The following is an 18,381-nucleotide window of genomic DNA, read 5'->3' on the forward strand; positions in this document are numbered from 1 at the left end:
GGGAAAGCGCTATTTTAGACTGGACCGGTTGCGAGGCAGGGGTCGGCCGTTCGGCCGATGGCAGGCGAACGCGCGCCGGGTTAGCATCGCCTATCATTCACCGACTTCATTTCGCGGAGCACGCCATGAGCGCAGCCAACGAAGGCATCTACGGCTTTTCGGCCGAAACACTCGACGGCGCGACCGTCGGTCTCGACATCTACCGCGACAAGGTGCTGCTCATCGTGAATACGGCGAGCGAATGCGGTTTCACACCGCAGTACAAGGGTTTGCAGGAGATCTATCAGCAATTCGCGGGGCGCGGTTTCGAGGTGCTGGGTTTTCCGTGCAACCAGTTCGGCAAGCAGGAACCGGGCGACGCGGGGCAGATCGGCGCGTTCTGCGAGAAAAACTACGGCGTGACGTTTCCGATGTTCGCCAAGATCGAGGTGAACGGCGCGAACGCGCATCCGCTCTACAAGTATCTGAAGGACAAGGAACCCGGCCTGCTCGGCATCGAGGCCATCAAATGGAACTTCACGAAGTTCCTGGTCGACCGGAAAGGGAGCGTCGTCAAGCGTTTTGCGCCGCAGACGAAGCCCGAGTCGATCACGGACGACATCGAGAAACTGCTCTGAGCGGCGCGCGCGTTCAGAGGATCGGCGAGAAAAGGCGCGCGACGTGCATCGCCATGCGGAGCCAGAACGTCTTGCCGCGGTAGTCGTTGCTGTCGATCTCGAAGGAATCCGCGAAGTCGGCGAGCAGCATCGATTCGACCTGGCTCGCGAACGCGCGATCGACCGTCAGCACCGTGATTTCGAAGTTAAGGCGAAACGACCGGTTGTCGAGATTCGCGCTGCCGATCGACGCGGCGATGTCGTCGACGAGCACGACCTTCTGATGCAGAAAGCCCGGCCTGTAGCGGAAGATGCGCACGCCCGCCTGAACGAGGTCGTACGCATACAGCCGGGACGCCGCGAAGACCACGCGATGGTCGCGACGGCTCGGAATCAGGATGCGCACGTCCACGCCGCGCATCACCGCAAGCCTGAGCGCCGAAAATACGGCTTCGTCGGGAATCAGATAGGGCGATGTGATCCAGATGCGCTCGCGCGCCGCGTTGATCGCCTCGACGAAAAAGAGCGAGCAGGTCTCCTGTTTGTCGGCGGGACCGCTCGACAGCACCATGCAGTGCATGTTCTCGTCCGAATGCGGCGCGGGGCCGAGTTCGGGCAGACGCTGCGTCGCCCAGTACCAGTCTTCGGTGAACACGAACTGGATGCTCGCGACCGCCGGCCCGCGCACTTCCACGTGCGTGTCGCGCCACGGCGAGAGCCGCGGATTGCCGCCGAGATATTCGACGCCGACGTTGTGCCCGCCGACGAACGCGCGCTTGCCGTCCACCACGACGATCTTCCGATGATTGCGGAAGTTGATCTGGAAACGGTGCACGAACTTGCGGGTGGCCGCGAACGGATGCGCCTCGACGCCGCCCGCGCGCAGCGCGCTCACGTAGCGATGCGGCAGGTCGAAGCTGCCGATGCTGTCGTACAGGAAATACACGCGCACGCCGGCCTCGGCTTTCTTGATGAGCGCGTCCTTGAGCAATTCGCCGAGCGCGTCGGCGCGCACGATGAAAAACTGCACGACCACATAGTGTTCCGCTGCGGCTATGGCTTCGAGGATAGCCGTGAACGTGGCGTCGCCATTGATGAGCACGCGCGCCGAGTTGCCGCGCAAAAACGGCATGCCGGAAAGTCGCTGCAAGGTGCGGATCGTCGGATTGCCGAGATAGGACGCCGGTCCCGGCGCGATTTCGCCGCGCACGCCGGTGGCATCGACGAGCGCAGCGGCTTCGGGCGCATCGCTGCGTGCGCCGGAGTCCCATTCGGCGGGCTTCGAGCGGCTGCGCAGGATCTCGATCTCCAGCCGACGCTCGTCGATATAGCCCGCAAACTTGCTGCGGCCGAGGAAGAGATAGGGAATCAGCGTGAAGTAGGGCATCGCGACGAGCGACACCGCCCACGCCACCGCGCCTTGTGACGTGCGAGTGTTGATGACGGCATGGATGGCGGCGATCACGCCGAGCACATGCGCGGCCATCACGAGCGTGCCGAGGTGTAGCCAGTCGGATGCTTGCATAGACGCGGGGAGGAGCGAAGGGCCTCGCTATTGGCGAGTTGCCATATTACCCAACCCTTTCCCGCGAAGTGTTAGCGAACGTTGCCGCGCGTGCGTCGCAACGTTCGCCTGAGCGGAAGGCTCACGCCGGAAGATCGGCGGCCTGGATCAGGAACACGTTGTCGTCGCCGGCGCTTGTCGAGAGCCAGACGAGATCGAGACCGCCGAGCGCGGCTTCCACGTTCGGCCGCTCGTTGCCGATTTCGACGACGAGCACGCCGTCTTCGGTCAGCCACTTGCGCGCGTCGCGCACGATGCGCCGCACGACGTCCATGCCATCCGCGCCGCCCGCGAGCGCGAGCTCGGGCTCGTGCCGGTACTCTTCCGGCAGCGCCTGCATCGCCTGCGCGTTGACGTAGGGCGGATTGGTGATGATCACCTCGTAACGCGCCGGCGGCAGCGGCGCGTACAGGTCACCTTCGTAGAGGCTCACGCGCGCGTCGAGCCCGTATTCGTCGACGTTGCGGCGCGCGACCGCGAGCGCATCGGCCGAGATGTCGACGGCATCGACATCGGCGTTTTCGAAGGCTTGCGCGGCGAGGATCGCGAGACAGCCGGAGCCGGTGCACAGCTCGAGCACGCGCGTGACCTGATCCGGATCGGCGACATACGGCTGCAAGCCGTCCTGCAGCAACTCGCCGATGAACGAACGCGGCACGATCACGCGCTCGTCGACGTAGAAGCGGCGGCCGTGCATCCACGCTTCCTGCGTGATGTACGCGGCGGGAATGCGCTCCTTCGCGCGGCGCTCGATCACTTTCATGACGGCGTCGATTTCGTTGTCGAGCAGGCGCGCGTCGAGGAACGGGTCGAGCGTGTCGAGCGGCAGATGCAGCGTATGCAGGATCAGATACGCGGCTTCGTCGTAGGCATTGGCCGAGCCGTGGCCGAACGACAGGCCTGCTTCGGTGAAACGCGAGACGCCGAAGCGCAGCAGGTCGCGCACGGTGGTGAAGGGCAGCGCCATTGAAGGCTCCTTGTTATTGTGAGATTGAATTCAGGCGATCAGTGCTTCGAGCACGCGCCGGTACACGTTCTTGAGCGGCTCGATGAAGCGCACGTCGACATGCTCGTCGATCTTGTGGATCGTGCCGTTGGGCGGGCCGAACTCCACGACCTGATCGCAGATTTGCGCGATGAAGCGTCCATCGGACGTTCCGCCCGAGGTAGACAGTTCGGTGCGCACGCCGGTTTCATCGACGATGGCTTTTTCGAGCGCATCCGAAAGCGCGCCGCGCGGCGTGAGAAAGGGCAGGCCGCTCACGATCCATGTCAGATCGTAGTCGAGGCCGTGCCTGTCGAGAATCGCGCGCACACGGCTTTGCAGGCTCTCGACCGTGCTCGCCGTCGAGAAGCGGAAGTTGAACATCAGATCGGCGTGGCCGGGAATGATGTTGGTCGCGCCCGTGCCGGAGTGCAGGTTCGACACTTGCCAGGTCGTCGGCGGGAAGTATTCGTTGCCGTCGTCCCAACGCTCGGCGACGAGTTCGGCAAGCGCCGGCGCGAGCAGATGCACCGGATTCTTCGCGAGATGCGGATACGCAATATGCCCCTGCACGCCCTTGACGACGAGCTTGCCTGTCATCGAGCCGCGCCGGCCGTTCTTGACCATGTCGCCGAGCGTGGCGTTCGAGGTCGGCTCGCCGACGATACAGTAATCGAGCCGCACGCCACGCGCCTTCAACGCTTCGACGACCTTGATCGTGCCGTCGGTCGCGGGGCCTTCTTCATCGCTCGTGATGAGAAACGCGAGCGTTCCGCGATGCTCCGGATGTTTTGCGACGAACTCTTCGCTCGACACGACGAACGCCGCGAGCGACGCCTTCATGTCCGCCGCGCCGCGGCCGAAGAGCTTGCCGTCGCGATGCGTCGGTGTGAAGGGTGGCGAGGTCCATTGTTCGAGCGGACCCGTCGGCACGACATCGGTGTGGCCGGCGAACGCGAGCAGTCTGGCCGATGCGTCCGTGCCGCGCCTCACGGCCCACAGGTTGGTGACGCCGCCCGATTCGATCGTTTCGCATTCGAAGCCGATCGCCGCAAGCCGCTCGATCATGAGCGCCTGACAAGCCTGGTCGTCGGGCGTGACGGATGCGCGTTCGATCAGCGCTTCGGTGAGGGAAAGGGTCGCGGACATGGTCGTATTAGGTCGGTGCGATAAAAAATGCCGGCGCGCAGGCCGGCACTCGTAGCAATCCTGCGATGACCGTCGAGTTCACAGTCATCGCGTTCGCTCAGGCGAAGAGCGTTTCGTACTGCTCGGCCGAAAACCCGAGCGTCTTCACGCGCCCGTTCACGACGACGACCGGCCGCTTGATGATCGACGGCTTGTGAATCATCAGCGCGATCGCGCCGCCGGTCGTATCGGCTTCGGCCTTGTGCACGTCGGACAAGCCGCGCCACGTCGTGCCGCGCTTGTTGATGAGCTGGTCGAGCGGCACGTCCTTCAGCCAGTCCTGAATCAGCGCATTCGACACGCCGGCCTTCTTGAAGTCGTGAAACTCGAACGGCACGCCGTGCTCTTCCAGCCACACGCGCGCTTTTTTCACGGTGTCGCAATTCGGAATGCCGTAGACGACGGTGGTCGGAGTGGAACCGCGCGCCACGATCAGTCGCCTCGCAGCAGTTCGTTGAGGCCGACTTTCGCGCGCGTCTTGGCGTCGACCTTCTTGACGATCACGGCGCAGTACAGGCTGTGCGAGCCGTCCTTCGACGGCAGATTGCCCGCGACGACGACCGAGCCCGCCGGGATGCGGCCATAGCTGACTTCGCCGGTTTCGCGGTCATAGATCTTGGTCGACTGGCCGAGATACACGCCCATCGAAATGACGGAATTCTCTTCGACGATCACGCCTTCCACCACTTCCGAACGCGCGCCGATGAAGCAGTTGTCCTCGATGATGACCGGGTTCGCCTGCAGCGGCTCCAGCACGCCGCCGATGCCCACGCCGCCCGACAGATGCACGTTCTTGCCGATCTGCGCGCACGAGCCGACGGTGGCCCATGTATCCACCATCGTGCCTTCGTCGACATACGCGCCGATGTTGGTGTACGACGGCATCAGCACGACGTTCTTCGCGATGAACGAGCCGCGGCGCGCGATGGCCGGCGGCACGACGCGGAAACCGCCCGCCGCGAAATCTTCGGCCGTGTAGTTCGCGAACTTCGAAGGCACCTTGTCGTAGAACTGCGAGTAGCCGCCCGCGGGCATCGGCGCGTTGTCTTCCAGGCGGAACGACAGCAGCACGGCCTTCTTCAGCCACTGATTCACGACCCAGTCGCCGTCACGTTTCTCGGCGACGCGCATCTGGCCACGATCGAGTTGCTCGATTGCGTGCGCGACGGCTTCGCGGACTTCGGCGGGCGCGGCCTTGGGCGAAAGCTCGGCGCGGTTTTCCCAGGCGGTATCGATGATGCTCTGAAGTTGTTGCGACATAGTGATATCAAGGATGGAGGATTGGACCGGCGACGCTCGATGTGCGTCAGGACTTGAGCGAGCGGCAGAATTCGACGATGCGGCGGGCTCCTTCGACACATTCCCCGGTCTCGGCCACGAGCGCGATACGCACGAACCCTTCACCGGGATTCGTGCCGTGCGCGAGGCGAGCGAGAAAAGAGCCCGGCAGAACCGTCACATTATAGTCGGCGTACAGGCGCGCCGCGAACTCGGTATCCGTGAGCCCGGTGCCCGAAACGTTCGCCCAGAGGTAGAACGCGGCGTCGGGCAGGCGCACGTCGAGCACGTCGGCGAGCATCGGCGTGACTGTCTGGAATTTTTTCAGATACTTCGCGCGGTTGTCGCGCACGTGCGTTTCATCCTGCCACGCGACGACGCTCGCGCGCTGAAACACCGTCGACAGCGCCGCGCCGTGATAGGTGCGGTAGAGCAGGAAGTCCTTCAGGATCGACGCATCGCCCGCGACGAAGCCCGAGCGCATGCCGGGCACGTTCGATCGCTTCGACAGGCTCGAGAGCATCACGAGACGCTCGAAACCGCGATTGAGCAGCCGCGCCGCTTCGAGGCCGCCGAGCGGCGGATTGGTCTCGTCGAAATAGATTTCCGAATAGCACTCGTCCGACGCGATCACGAAGCCGTGCTTGTCCGACAGCGCGAAGAGCTCGCGCCAGTTCTCGAGCGTGAGCACCGCGCCGGTCGGATTGCCCGGCGAGCACAAGTAGAGTAGTTGCGTGCGTGCCCAGATGTGCTCGGGCACCGCCGAATAGTCGCACGCGAAATTGCGCGCGGGATCGCTGTTGACGAAGTACGGCTCGGCGCCCGCGAGCAGGGCTGCGCCTTCGTAGATTTGATAGAACGGGTTCGGGCAGAGTACGATGGGCGGTTCGGCGGCGTTCGTCGTACGACTGTCGATCACGGTCTGCGCGAGCGCGAAGAGCGCTTCTCGCGAGCCGGAAACGGGCAGGACCTGCGTCGCCGCATCGATCGATTCGAGGCCGTAGCGCTGCATCACCCATGCCGCGATCGCCGCGCGCAGCGGCTCGCTGCCGAGCGTCGCCGGATAAGAGGCGAGACCGTCGAGCGCATGGATCACCGCGTCGCGGATCAGCGGCGGCGTCGGATGCTTCGGCTCGCCGATGCCGAAGCTGATCGGCGCGAATCCGGCGCGAGGCTCGATGCCTTTGAAGAGCGCACGAAGCTTTTCGAAGGGATAAGGCTGAAGTTTCTTGAGAAGTGGATTCACGGCGTGACCGGTAAGCAGTGAGCGATGCGCGCGAGGCAGGAAAGCGCCTGCGAGGAAGGCATCGAAAGACATCGAACGGACGCGAAGCAAGCGGACGATTATAGCGCGCGCCCTTGGCTCGAAAGCGGGCAGCGGCGCGCGGCACGAAGGACAAGACACGAATGAACAAGCTCGAAAAGGGCATGATGGGCGGGGCGCCGGCATGACCCGCGGACTGCGCAATGCATGGCCGACGCTCGCGATCATGCTGGGCGCCTCGGTGTGGGGCCTCGTCTGGTACCCGATGCGCATGCTCGCCGCGATGGGCCTCTCCGGCACGGCCGCCAGCGCGACGACGAGCGCCGCCGCGTGCGTCTTCGTGCTGCTCGCCAAACGCCGCTCGATCAGTACGCTCTCCTGGCACTGGCTGCTCGTCGGGCTCGGCGTGGCGGCGGGCGTGACCAATATCGGTTTCGTGTGGGGCGCGATCCACGGCCAGGTGATGCGCGTGCTGCTGCTCTTCTATCTGACGCCCGCGTGGACCGCGATCTTCGCGCACTTCATCCTGAAAGAACGCCTGACTCGCGCGGATGCGGCGCTCTCGCTGCTCTCGCTCGCGGGCGCCGTGACGATGCTCTGGTCGCCCGAGCTCGGCGTGCCGTTGCCCGCCGATCTCGCGGAATGGGCGGGTCTCGTCGGCGGCATGGGCTTCGCGATGAGCAACGTGCTTGTCGTGAAGGTCACGCGCATCCTGCCCGCGATGAAGCCCGAGATGCGCACGGCCGTGATCTTCGGCGGCGCGGCGCTGATCGCGTCTGTCGTCACGCTGTTCGAGCCGATGCCCGCGCCGCCCGCCGCCGCGCTCCTGCCCACGGTGACGTTTATCGTGATCGGGCTGGGCGTCGTGCTCGCGGGCAACAACATGATCGTGCAGGTCGGGCTCGCGCGGGTGCCCGCCAATCGCGCGTCGATCATCATGCTCTTCGAGCTCGTCGTCACCGCGCTCTCGGCGTGGCTGTTCGCAGGCGAAGTGCCCGGCCCGCGCGAATGGGCGGGCGGCGCGTGCATCGTCGTGGCGTGCGTGCTGTCGGCGTGGGTGCATCGACAGGGCGCAGCGCGCTCGCCTCCCGCGCCCGAAGCGCTCGACATCGTAGAAGAGGCGCCGGAAAGCAAAAAGAAATCGACTCGCGCGATGGTATGATGGTGTCCGCTTCGCCGGGACACGCATGCGTCGTCGCGTGGCGTGACCGAATGCGATCGACGCGCCGCAATGCGGCTCGTCTGCCATCTATCCTCCGTCATCAATTCCAAACAGCGATATCGCCGTGCGTCTGACCTCGATAAAACTCGCTGGCTTCAAGTCCTTCGTCGATCCCACGCATTTCCAGGTCCCCGGCCAGCTCGTCGGCGTGGTCGGACCGAATGGCTGTGGCAAGTCCAACATCATCGATGCCGTGCGCTGGGTGCTCGGCGAATCGCGCGCCTCCGAGTTGCGCGGCGAATCGATGCAGGACGTGATCTTCAATGGCTCGACGGCGCGCAAACCCGGCAGCCGGGCGAGCGTCGAACTCATATTCGATAACGCCGACGGCCGCGCCGCCGGCCAGTGGAGCAGCTACGGCGAAATCGCCGTGAAACGCGTGCTGACGCGCGACGGCACCTCCAGCTACTACATCAACAATCTGCCCGCGCGCCGCCGCGACATTCAGGACATCTTCCTCGGCACGGGCCTCGGCCCGCGTGCCTACGCGATCATCGGGCAGGGCATGATCGCGCGCATCATCGAGGCGAAGCCGGAAGAGCTGCGCGTGTTCCTCGAAGAAGCTGCCGGAGTGTCGAAGTACAAGGAGCGCCGTCGCGAGACCGAGAACCGTCTGCATGACACGCGCGAGAACCTGACGCGCGTCGAGGACATCGTCCGGGAGCTGTCGACCAATCTCGAGAAGCTCGAAGCGCAGGCGGTCGTCGCGACGAAGTACAAGGAACTGCAGACCGAGGGCGAAGAGAAACAGCGTCTGCTGTGGCTCTTGCGCAAGAAGGAAGCGGGCAACGAAGCCGAACGCCAGCAGCGCGCGATCCGCGAGGCGCAGGTCGAGCTCGAGGCGCAGACCGCGCGTCTGCGTGAAGTCGAAGCGCAACTGGAAACGCTGCGTGTCGCGCACTACAGCGCAAGCGACGCGATGCAGGGCGCGCAAGGCTCTCTTTACGAAGCCAATGCCGAAGTGAGCCGGCTCGAGGCGGAGATCCGCTTCATCGTCGAGTCGCGCAATCGCGTGCAGGCGCAGATCGCCGCGCTCACCGCGCAGCGCGAGCAATGGCAGGCGCAGGCGCAGAAGGCGCGCGACGAGATCGACAGCGCGACCGAAGCGCTTGCCGAAGGCGAGGAAAAAGCCGCGATCGCAGCCGATACCGCCGCCGCGAAGCACGACGCGCTGCCCGCGCTCGAAGCCCGCTGGCGGGATCACCAGACGCAACTGAACGAAGAGCGCGCGGGCATCGCGCGCGCGGAGCAGGCGCTCAAGCTCGAAGCGGCGCATCAGCGCAACGCGGATCAGCAGCTTCAACAATTGCAGCAGCGCCAGGAGCGGCTCAAGAGCGAAGCGAGCGGGCTGGACGCGCCCGACGAGGCGCATCTCGAAGAGTTGCGCATACAGCTCGCCGAAAACGAAGAGATTCTTGCCGAAGCGCAAGCGCGCCTCGCCGATGCGCAGGAAACGGTGCCGCGCCTGGACGCTGAGCGCCGCGAAGCGCAGGAGCGCGTTCAGAAGGAAAGCGCGCAGATTCACCAACTCGAAGCGCGCCTCGCCGCGTTGAAGCAGCTTCAGGAAAGCGTGCAGACCGAAGGCAAGATTCAGCCGTGGCTCGACAAGCACGAGCTCGGCGCGCTGCCGCGTCTGTGGAAAAAGCTGCACGTCGAGCCCGGCTGGGAAGCGGCGCTCGAATCCGTGTTGCGCGAGCGTCTTGCCGCGCTCGAAGTATCGAATCTGGATTGGGTCAAGGCGTTCGCCACCGATGCGCCGCCCGCCAAGCTCGCGTTCTATTCGCCGCCCGTCGCGGGCAAGCCGGTTCAGACGCCGGAGGGCTTGCGCCCGCTGCTGTCGCTCGTGCGCATCGACGATCCGGGTCTGCGCGCCGTGCTCAACGAATGGCTCGCGACGACGTTCATCGTCGACGATATCGCGCAGGCGCTGGCCTCGCGCAATCAGTTGCCGGAGGGCGCCGCGTTCGTCGTGAAAGCGGGGCACATCGTGACGCGCGTGGGTGTGCAGCTCTACGCGTCGGATTCCGAGCAGTCGGGCATGCTCGCGCGGGCTCAGGAAATCGAGAACCTCACGAAGCAGGTGCGCGCTCAAGGCTTGCTGTCCGACGAAGCGAAAGCCAACGCCGTGCGCGCCGATGCCGCGCACACGCAAGGCTCGCAGACGCTCGCCGAGGCGCGCGCGGCGGCGGAGCGCGCGACGCAGCGCGTCCACGCATTGCAGCTCGACGTGCTGAAGCTCGCGCAGGCGCACGAACGCTACACGCAACGTAGTACGCAAATCGGCGAGGAACTGGAAGAGATCGCCGCGCAGATCGAAGAGCAGCGCGCGCTGCGCGCCGAATCGGAAGCCGCGTTCGAGCGTCATGATGGCGAGATCGCGCAATTGCAGGCGCGTTTCGAAGACAACCAGCTCGCGTTCGAATCGCTCGACGAAGAACTGACGAATGCGCGTCACGAACTGCGCGAACTCGAGCGCGCCGCGAGCGATGCAAGCTTCGCCGTGCGCGGCCTGTCCGCGAAGATCGACGAATACCGGCGCAACATCGACACGGCGCACGATCAGAGCGAGCGCATCGCGGGCACGCTGGAAGACGCCCGCGCCGAACTCGAAACCATCAACGAGCAGACGGCGCAGACCGGTCTGCAGGACGCGCTCGAAGTGCGCGCGGCGCGCGAGGAATCTTTGCATGCGGCGCGCGTCGAACTGGACGATCTCACCGCGCGTCTGCGTCAGGCCGACGAGCAGCGTCTCATGGCCGAACGCTCGCTGCAGCCGCTGCGCGACAAGATCAACGAATTGCAGTTGAAGGAGCAGGCCGCGCGTATCAGCGGCGAGCAGTTCGTCGAACAATTGCAGGCAGCGGGCGTCGATGAAGCCGAGCTCGCCGCGAAGCTCACGCCGGACATGAAGCCGTCTTATCTGCAAGGCGAGGTCACGCGCCTGAACAACGCGATCACCGCGCTCGGCCCCGTCAACATGGCCGCGCTCGAAGAGCTCGCGGCGGCGACCGAGCGCAAGCACTTCCTCGATGCGCAGTCGGCGGATCTGAACGACGCCATCGGCACGCTGGAAGACGCGATTCAGAAGATCGACCAGGAAACGCGCGCACTGCTGCAAGGCACGTTCGACGAGGTGAACCGTCACTTCGGCGAGCTGTTCCCGCGTCTCTTTGGCGGCGGGCAGGCGAAGCTCATCATGACCGGCGACGAGATCCTCGACGCCGGCGTGCAGGTGATGGCGCAGCCGCCCGGCAAGAAGAATTCGACGATCCACCTGCTTTCGGGCGGCGAGAAGGCGCTCACCGCGACCGCGCTCGTGTTCGCGATGTTCCAGTTGAATCCCGCGCCGTTCTGTCTGCTCGACGAAGTGGACGCGCCGCTCGACGATGCGAACACGGAACGCTTCGCGAACCTCGTGCGCGCGATGGCGGCCAAGACGCAGTTCCTGTTCATTTCGCACAACAAGATCGCGATGGAAATGGCGCAGCAACTGATCGGCGTGACGATGCAGGAGCAGGGCGTGTCGCGCATCGTCGCGGTGGACATGGAAGCCGCGGCGGGTTTTGCGCAGAACGGCTGAAGCATCGCGGTTCGCAAAAGTTTCGATTGAATGAAGGGCCGGACAGTGATCCGGCAGCGTGCGTCAAGGCGCGGAGTGGCGCGCATCGGCCAGGCGGCGGCGACAAGCCGGAACGCGGCGCGATGCGTGCGACAGATCGCGCGGCGCTTCGTAATCTAAAGAATGATGGAGCCTGCATGGACGAGTTGACACTCGGTTTGATTGGAGCCGGAGCCGTGGTGGTGGGCGGCGTGGTCGTGTACAACGCGTGGCAGAGCGCGAAGGTGCGTCGCAAGATGCCGCGTCCGATGCCCGATGAAGCGGCCGATGCGCTTGCGCGCCACGAAACCGACGACGAACAGCCGTTCATCGAGCCCGTGCGCCAGTCGCGGCGGGAGCCGGTCTCGGGCGACGTCGAGGGCGCCGACGACAAACCGCGCGATGCGCGCGTGGAACCGAGCTTCGGCGGCGTGAATCCGGCGCCGCCGGTCGCGCCTGCCGACACGGCCGTCGATCTGCAGGCCGAGGCGACGTCCGCCAATGGCGCCGCGCAGGAAACCGAAATCGACGGTGACGATGAACGCACCGAGCCCGTGATGCCCGCCGCGACGACGATTTCGTCGGCGCCGCCGGCGGTGGTGGATCGGCGCATCGACTGCGTCGTGCCGATCCGGCTCGCCGCGCCGGTCGCGGGCGATCGCGTGATTCCGCTCGCGCAGCGTCTGCGTCGGGCGGGCACGAAACCCGTCACGATCGAAGGCAAGGCCGAGGGCGAGGCCGCCTGGGAACTGCCGCGCAACGGCGTGCGCTATGACGAACTGCGCGCGGCCGCGCAACTCGCGAACCGCAGCGGCCCGCTCAACGAGCTCGAATTCTCCGAGTTCGTGACGGGCGTGCAGCGCCTCGCCGATGCCATCGACGGCGCGCCCGAGTTTCCCGACATGATGGAGACCGTCGGCATGGCACGGGAGCTCGACGCGTTCGCCGCACAATGCGACGCGCAGCTCTCGATCAACATCCTCTCCGACGGCGCGCCGTGGTCCGCAAACTACGTGCAGGCGGTGGCGTCGCAGGACGGACTCCTGCTTTCACGCGACGGCACGCGTTTCGTGAAGCTCGACGCGAAGCAGAATCCCGTCTTCATGCTCCAGTTCGGCGACACCAACTTCCTGCGTGACGACCTCACGTACAAGGGCGGCCAGATGATCACGCTGGTGCTCGATGTGCCTGTCGCCGACGAGGACATCCTGCCGTTTCGCCTGATGTGCGACTACGCGAAGTCGCTTTCGGAGCGTATCGGCGCGCGTGTCGTCGACGATCAGCGGCGGCCGCTGCCCGAATCCGCGCTGCTCGCCATCGAAAAGCAGTTGATGACGCTTTATGCGAAGCTGGAGCAGGCGGGGATGCCGGCCGGCTCGCCCGCGACGCGGCGTCTTTTCAGCCAGTAGGCGTTCGACGCGCGCGGCCCGCAATGCGCGCTCGCTGCAAGAAATCGCGCCCCGGCCGGGGCGCTTTTCTTTGCGTGCGTGCTGACGCACCGAGGCCCGCACTTAGGCCATCCGGCCGACGCCACGATTTACCGATCTTCTGAGACAATCGAACGGTCGGTTGACTGAGTTATCCACTTTCCCGAAGCCGCATGTCCCGAAAAACAAAAGCCGAATCCGCCGTTTCCGCCAGGTCGGAAGCCGCCGTGCCGAGCGCCGATCGTCCGGCCGAGCGCGCGGCGTGGCTGCGCTCGGAACTTGAGCGCGCGAATTACGCGTATTACGTGCTGGATCACCCGGATCTGCCCGACGCAGAGTACGACACGCTCTTCAAGGAGCTTCAGGGCATCGAGTCCGATCACCCGGATCTCATCACGCCGGATTCGCCGACGCAGCGCGTGGGCGGTGAAGTGGCCGAAGGCTTCATGCCGGTCGTCCACGACGTGCCTATGCTTTCGCTCAACAACGGTTTTGCGGACGAGGACATCGTCGCGTTCGACAAGCGCGTGTCCGACGCGCTGGGTCATACGCCGATCGATTACGCGTGCGAGCTGAAGTTCGACGGCCTCGCCATTTCGCTGCGATACGACGACGGCCATTTCGTGCAGGCAGCCACGCGCGGCGACGGCGCGACTGGCGAGGACGTCACCGCGAACGTGCGCACTATCCGCTCGATTCCGCTTACGCTGAAAGGCAAGAACGTGCCCAAGCGGCTCGACGTGCGCGGCGAAGTGCTGATGTTCAAGCGCGACTTCGAGCGCCTGAATGCGCGTCAGCGCGACGCGGGGCAGCGTGAATTCGCGAATCCGCGCAACGCGGCGGCGGGCGGCTTGCGCCAGCTCGACCCAAAGATGACCGCGCAACGTTCGCTGTCGTTCTTCGCTTACGGCATCGGCGTGCTGGAAGGCGCCGAGATGCCTGCCACACACGCGGCGCTGCTCGACTGGTACAAGGAAATGGGCTTGCCCGTGAACGCGGAGCGCGCGGTGGTCGAGGGCGCGGACGGCTTGCTCGGTTTTTTCCGCAAGATCGGCGAGAAGCGCGACAAGCTGCCGTATGACATCGACGGTGTCGTCTACAAGGTCGATCGACGTGACGAGCAGGACCAGCTCGGCTTCGTGTCGCGTGCGCCTCGCTTCGCGCTTGCGCACAAGTTTCCGGCGCAGGAAGCGCTGACGCAATTGCTCGCCATCGACGTGCAGGTCGGCCGCACGGGAGCCATCACGCCGGTCGCGCGTCTTGCGCCGGTGTTCGTCGGCGGCGCGACGGTCACCAACGCGACGCTGCACAATGAGGACGAAGTCCGGCGCAAGGACATCCGCATCGGCGATACGGTCACGGTGCGCCGGGCGGGCGACGTGATTCCCGAGGTCGTCGGCGCGATTCTCGACCGCCGTCCCGCCGATGCGCGCGAATTCGTCATGCCGACGGAATGCCCCGTCTGCGGCTCGAAAATCGAGCGTCTGCCGGATGAGGCAATCGCGCGCTGCACGGGCGGGCTCTTCTGCCCGGCACAGCGCAAGCAGGCACTCTGGCACTTCGCACAGCGCCGCGCGCTCGATATCGACGGGCTGGGCGAGAAGATCATCGACCAACTGGTCGACCAGAACCTCGTGCGCACGCCTGCCGACCTTTTCAATCTCGGCTTCTCGACACTCGCCGCGCTCGACCGCTTCGCGGACAAATCCGCGCAGAATCTGATCGATTCGCTGGCGAAAGCGAGCAAGACGACGCTCGCGCGCTTCATCTACGCGCTCGGCATCCGGCACGTGGGCGAATCGACGGCGAAAGATCTGGCCAAGCATTTCGGCTCGCTGGATCCGATCATGGCGGCATCCGTGGAAGAACTGCTCGAAGTCAACGATGTCGGCCCGATCGTTGCGGAAGCGATTCACAACTTCTTCAGCGAAGAACACAACCAGCACGTGATCGAGCAATTGCGCATGAACGTGTCGTGGCCGGAAGGACCGCCTGCGCCCAAGGCGCCGCAAGGCGTGCTGGCCGGCAAGACCGTCGTGCTGACGGGTACGCTGCCCACGCTCGCGCGCGAAGAAGCGAAAGAAATGCTCGAGGCGGCCGGGGCGAAAGTGGCCGGCTCTGTGTCAAAGAAGACCGACTACGTCGTGGCGGGTGCGGAAGCGGGCAGCAAGCTCGCGAAAGCTGAGGAACTCGGTGTTCCTGTTCTCGACGAAGACGGCATGCGTAAGCTTTTGGAAGGAGTCACTCCATGATTCGCGAAATCCTGAAGATGGGCGATCCGCGGCTTTTGCGTATCGCGCAGCCGGTCGAGCATTTCGACACGCCCGAACTGCACGCGCTCGTGCAGGACATGTTTGACACAATGCGCGACGCCAACGGCGCGGGCCTCGCCGCACCGCAGATCGGCGTCGATCTGCAGGTGGTGATCTTCGGCTTCGGGCAGAACGAGCGTTATCCGGACGCGCCGTCGGTGCCCGAGACCGTGCTCATCAATCCGATCATCACGCCGAACGGGCACGACATGGAGGAGGGCTGGGAAGGGTGCTTGTCCGTGCCGGGCCTGCGCGGTGCGGTGCAGCGCTTTTCGATGATCCGCTACCAGGGCTTCGACCAGTACGGCAACGCCATCGAGCGGCTCGCCGAGGGTTTTCACGCGCGCGTCGTGCAGCACGAGTGCGACCATCTGATCGGCAAGCTCTATCCGATGCGCATCACTGATTTCTCGAAGTTCGGCTTCACGGACGTGCTCTTTCCCGGGCTCGACCCGGCGCGCGACGACTGACGTTACGCAGTTCGAACCGCGAGGAAATCACCGGAAGGCCGCTTCGGCAGAAGCGGCTTTTTTACGCCAACGTTTTCGAGCTGCCGCTGATTTCCGGCTGACGGAACAGGGCGACGTGCTCCGGATTCGCGGATGCCTGGAGGCGCCCATCGGGAAGGCGGGCGATGACCATTTCGCCGACGCCGGGGCTCATCACGACGACTTCGTCGCGCAGGGCGAGCAGGGCTTCGAGCCGTCGCCGGCCGCTCACGATCTCCAGACCGGTTCCGGTCTCACGAACGATGATCTCAACTGACATGGCCATTTCTCCATCCATCAATGCCGTTCAATGCTGCTGATCCTGCTTCCGTCTACCTGAGCGACGAGGCCGCGCGTGGCGCGCATCCGCCTGACAGGTGTATCGGATCGACGATTCATTTTCTTTAGTCAAAAAACGGCTGAAAATGAAAAGGCACGACCGGGGCTGCATCGTGCCGATTTTTTCGCTGGAACGTCGTATTTTTGCGACGCAACACGCGCTCGCCCGCACGTTATCGGACGTGCGGGCGGACTGTGTGTGGCTTGCTCAGAAAGTTTCGTTCGGGCCGAGGTAGCGCCACTGGCCGGGCGGCAGCGCGCCGAGCGTGACGTGGCCCATGCGGATGCGCTTCAGACCGACGACATCCAGCCCAACCAGTTCGCACATCCGGCGAATCTGCCGCTTCTTGCCTTCGCGCAGCACGAAGCGAAGCTGTTCGCCGTTCTGCCAGCTCACTTGCGCCGTCTTGAGCGGCACGCCGTCGAGTTCGAGACCGTGACGCAGGAGCGCGAGCTTCTCTGCGGGCAAGTGCTGCTCGACATCGACCGTGTGCTCGCCGAAGCGCACGCGCACGAGGTACTCCTTATCGACTTCCGAGTGGCCGCCGATCAGTTGCTTCGCGATGCGGCCGTCCTGTGTCAGCACGAGAAGTCCGGTGGAATCGATGTCGAGACGGCCCGCTGGCGCGAGCGTGCGCAGATGCCCCGGCGCGAAACGGATGCCCGAGCGATCCTCTTCCCAGTGATTGGCCGGGTTGATGAGCGTGACGGCGGGCTCGTAGCCGTCTTCCGCCTGACCCGACACGTAGCCGACCGGCTTGTGCAGCAGGATCGTGACGAGTTGCGACTGCGCCGAACGCGCCGCGGGCAGGATTTCGACGTTCTGCGTCGGACGGATGCGCGTGCCGAGCGTGTCGATGACTTCTCCGTCGACAAGCACCCAGCCTTTCTCGATCCATTCGTCGGCCTCGCGGCGCGAGCAGAGGCCGAGTTCCGACATCACTTTCGACAGACGCACGAGGCCGTCGTTGTGATCGCGGTGCTTCGGCGCGGATTCGGCGCCGGGTGCCGAAGCGCCGGCCGCGGGCTTCATTGCCGGCGTGCGCGTTTCGCCTCGATCGTCGCGTTTCGCGAATGGCCGATCGTCGTCACGACGTGGCGGACGCGCGCCCGGCGCCCGATCCTCGCGCGATTTGAATGGGCGATCGTCAGTCGATCTCCGCGGACCGCGCTCGCCAAACGCGGGACGCGAATCGTCGCCGCGCGGCTTGAAAGGGCGACGCTCGTCGCTGCCCGCTGGCCGTTCGCCGCGTGCCGGCGGCCGGCCCTCGAACGACTTGCGCGGACCGCGCTCGCCGAACGCAGGACGTGAATCGTCGCCGCGCGGCTTGAAAGGGCGACGTTCGTCGCTGCCCGCTGGCCGTTCGCCGCGTGCGGGCGGCCGACCTTCGAACGACTTGCGCGGGCCACGGTCGCCAAACGCCGGACGCGAATCGTCGCCACGCGGCTTGAACGGGCGACGTTCGTCGCTGCCCGTGGGACGCTCGCCACGCGCCGGCGGCCGGCCTTCGAACGACTTGCGCGGGCCTCGCTCGCCAAACGCAGGACGCGAATCGTCGCCGCGCGGCTTGAACGGGCGACGTTCGTCGCTGCCCGCTGGCCGTTCGCCACGCGCCGGCGGCCGACCTTCGAACGACTTGCGCGGACCGCGCTCGCCGAACGCAGGACGTGAATCGTCGCTGCGCGGCTTGAACGGGCGACGTTCGTCGCTGCCCGCTGGCCGTTCGCCACGCGCCGGCGGCCGACCTTCGAACGACTTGCGCGGGCCTCGCTCGCCGAACGCAGGACGTGAATCGTCGCCGCGCGGCTTGAACGGACGACGTTCGTCGCTGCCCGCTGGACGCTCGCCACGCGCCGGCGGCCGACCTTCGAACGACTTGCGCGGGCCTCGCTCGCCAGACGCAGGGCGCGAATCGTCGCCACGCGGCTTGAACGCACGCGCTTCGCGGGGCGCATCGCCCCGCTTGTCGGTCGTCGGCTGGGACGCGCGCCTCGGATGCGCCTCTTCCGGCGCCGGCGCGCGAGCAGGCTTGCGCCCGGTGGTCGTGCCGGTTCGAACCGGTGAGCGCGTCGCCGAGGTGGGACGCGGATGTTTGGCTGTCAGTTTGACGCGCATAAAG

The 18,381-nt window shown here is 65.4% G+C and carries 14 protein-coding genes; 6 read left to right on the forward strand and 8 right to left on the reverse strand.

Features of this window, described 5'->3' with window-relative positions; translation table 11 throughout:
• Positions 1 to 125: 125 nt before the first annotated feature.
• Positions 126 to 617, forward strand: a complete 492-nt coding sequence (locus NCS58_RS06370) for a glutathione peroxidase (protein ID WP_061117582.1) — start codon at positions 126 to 128, stop codon at positions 615 to 617.
• A 13-nt stretch (positions 618 to 630) separates the two neighbouring features.
• Here NCS58_RS06370 and cls read toward each other — a convergent pair whose 3' ends face one another.
• The 6 genes from cls to dapC form a co-directional block, all read right to left on the reverse strand.
• Positions 631 to 2,121 carry a cardiolipin synthase gene (gene cls / locus NCS58_RS06375; protein WP_250538138.1) on the reverse strand — a complete coding sequence of 497 codons (1,491 nt, stop codon included), beginning with the start codon at positions 2,119 to 2,121 and terminating at the stop codon, positions 631 to 633.
• A gap of 121 nt (positions 2,122 to 2,242) precedes the next feature.
• Complete coding sequence (prmB, locus tag NCS58_RS06380) at positions 2,243 to 3,127, reverse strand: 50S ribosomal protein L3 N(5)-glutamine methyltransferase (RefSeq protein ID WP_061117580.1); 885 nt, start codon at positions 3,125 to 3,127, stop codon at positions 2,243 to 2,245.
• A gap of 30 nt (positions 3,128 to 3,157) precedes the next feature.
• A complete protein-coding gene (gene dapE, locus NCS58_RS06385) occupies positions 3,158 to 4,294 on the reverse strand; it encodes a succinyl-diaminopimelate desuccinylase (protein ID WP_061117579.1) in 1,137 nt (378 codons plus the stop codon).
• Between the two features lie 97 nt (positions 4,295 to 4,391).
• A complete protein-coding gene (locus tag NCS58_RS06390; RefSeq protein WP_061117578.1) occupies positions 4,392 to 4,763 on the reverse strand; it encodes an ArsC family reductase in 372 nt (123 codons plus the stop codon).
• 2 nt (positions 4,764 to 4,765) lie between these two features.
• A complete protein-coding gene (gene dapD, locus NCS58_RS06395) occupies positions 4,766 to 5,593 on the reverse strand; it encodes a 2,3,4,5-tetrahydropyridine-2,6-dicarboxylate N-succinyltransferase (RefSeq protein ID WP_061117577.1) in 828 nt (275 codons plus the stop codon).
• Positions 5,594 to 5,639: 46 nt separating this feature from the next.
• Entirely contained in the window at positions 5,640 to 6,857 is a 1,218-nt protein-coding gene (gene dapC / locus NCS58_RS06400; protein ID WP_250538139.1) for a succinyldiaminopimelate transaminase, read from the reverse strand.
• A 202-nt stretch (positions 6,858 to 7,059) separates the two neighbouring features.
• Here dapC and NCS58_RS06405 point away from each other — a divergent pair, with 202 nt between their 5' ends.
• The 5 genes from NCS58_RS06405 to def all read left to right on the forward strand — a co-directional run bounded on the left by NCS58_RS06405 (position 7,060) and on the right by def (position 15,904).
• Entirely contained in the window at positions 7,060 to 8,037 is a 978-nt protein-coding gene (locus NCS58_RS06405; protein WP_061117576.1) for a DMT family transporter, read from the forward strand.
• 124 nt (positions 8,038 to 8,161) lie between these two features.
• Positions 8,162 to 11,677: a chromosome segregation protein SMC gene (gene smc, locus NCS58_RS06410; RefSeq protein WP_250538140.1), complete on the forward strand. Its 3,516-nt coding sequence runs from the start codon at positions 8,162 to 8,164 to the stop codon at positions 11,675 to 11,677.
• A 176-nt stretch (positions 11,678 to 11,853) separates the two neighbouring features.
• Positions 11,854 to 13,104 carry a cell division protein ZipA C-terminal FtsZ-binding domain-containing protein gene (locus NCS58_RS06415; RefSeq protein WP_250538141.1) on the forward strand — a complete coding sequence of 417 codons (1,251 nt, stop codon included), beginning with the start codon at positions 11,854 to 11,856 and terminating at the stop codon, positions 13,102 to 13,104.
• A gap of 191 nt (positions 13,105 to 13,295) precedes the next feature.
• Positions 13,296 to 15,374, forward strand: coding sequence for an NAD-dependent DNA ligase LigA (ligA, locus tag NCS58_RS06420; protein ID WP_061117573.1), 2,079 nt, complete (start codon positions 13,296 to 13,298; stop codon positions 15,372 to 15,374).
• Complete coding sequence (def, locus tag NCS58_RS06425) at positions 15,371 to 15,904, forward strand: peptide deformylase (protein ID WP_250538142.1); 534 nt, start codon at positions 15,371 to 15,373, stop codon at positions 15,902 to 15,904. Before ligA ends, def begins: the two co-directional genes overlap by 4 nt.
• A 61-nt stretch (positions 15,905 to 15,965) precedes the next feature.
• Here the strand turns inward: def and NCS58_RS06430 are convergent, their stop codons facing one another.
• Both NCS58_RS06430 and NCS58_RS06435 read right to left on the reverse strand, forming a co-directional pair.
• Positions 15,966 to 16,202 carry a hypothetical protein gene (locus NCS58_RS06430; protein ID WP_143756312.1) on the reverse strand — a complete coding sequence of 79 codons (237 nt, stop codon included), beginning with the start codon at positions 16,200 to 16,202 and terminating at the stop codon, positions 15,966 to 15,968.
• A gap of 267 nt (positions 16,203 to 16,469) precedes the next feature.
• Positions 16,470 to 18,377, reverse strand: coding sequence for a pseudouridine synthase (locus NCS58_RS06435; RefSeq protein WP_250538143.1), 1,908 nt, complete (start codon positions 18,375 to 18,377; stop codon positions 16,470 to 16,472).
• Between the last annotated feature and the right edge of the window lie 4 nt (positions 18,378 to 18,381).

The organism is Caballeronia sp. INML3B (assembly GCF_023631305.1).
GTDB lineage: Bacteria > Pseudomonadota > Gammaproteobacteria > Burkholderiales > Burkholderiaceae > Caballeronia > Caballeronia turbans.

Bases quoted from the DNA above. Each gene is read 5' to 3' on its own strand.
- NCS58_RS06370 (WP_061117582.1), top strand. From the start codon at position 126: ATGAGCGCAGCCAACGAAGGCATCTACGGCTTTTCGGCCGAAACACTC.
- cls (WP_250538138.1), bottom strand. From the start codon at position 2,121: ATGCAAGCATCCGACTGGCTACACCTCGGCACGCTCGTGATGGCCGCG.
- prmB (WP_061117580.1), bottom strand. From the start codon at position 3,127: ATGGCGCTGCCCTTCACCACCGTGCGCGACCTGCTGCGCTTCGGCGTC.
- dapE (WP_061117579.1), bottom strand. From the start codon at position 4,294: ATGTCCGCGACCCTTTCCCTCACCGAAGCGCTGATCGAACGCGCATCC.
- dapD (WP_061117577.1), bottom strand. From the start codon at position 5,593: ATGTCGCAACAACTTCAGAGCATCATCGATACCGCCTGGGAAAACCGC.
- NCS58_RS06405 (WP_061117576.1), top strand. From the start codon at position 7,060: ATGACCCGCGGACTGCGCAATGCATGGCCGACGCTCGCGATCATGCTG.
- NCS58_RS06415 (WP_250538141.1), top strand. From the start codon at position 11,854: ATGGACGAGTTGACACTCGGTTTGATTGGAGCCGGAGCCGTGGTGGTG.
- ligA (WP_061117573.1), top strand. From the start codon at position 13,296: ATGTCCCGAAAAACAAAAGCCGAATCCGCCGTTTCCGCCAGGTCGGAA.
- def (WP_250538142.1), top strand. From the start codon at position 15,371: ATGATTCGCGAAATCCTGAAGATGGGCGATCCGCGGCTTTTGCGTATC.
- NCS58_RS06430 (WP_143756312.1), bottom strand. From the start codon at position 16,202: ATGTCAGTTGAGATCATCGTTCGTGAGACCGGAACCGGTCTGGAGATC.
- NCS58_RS06435 (WP_250538143.1), bottom strand. From the start codon at position 18,377: ATGCGCGTCAAACTGACAGCCAAACATCCGCGTCCCACCTCGGCGACG.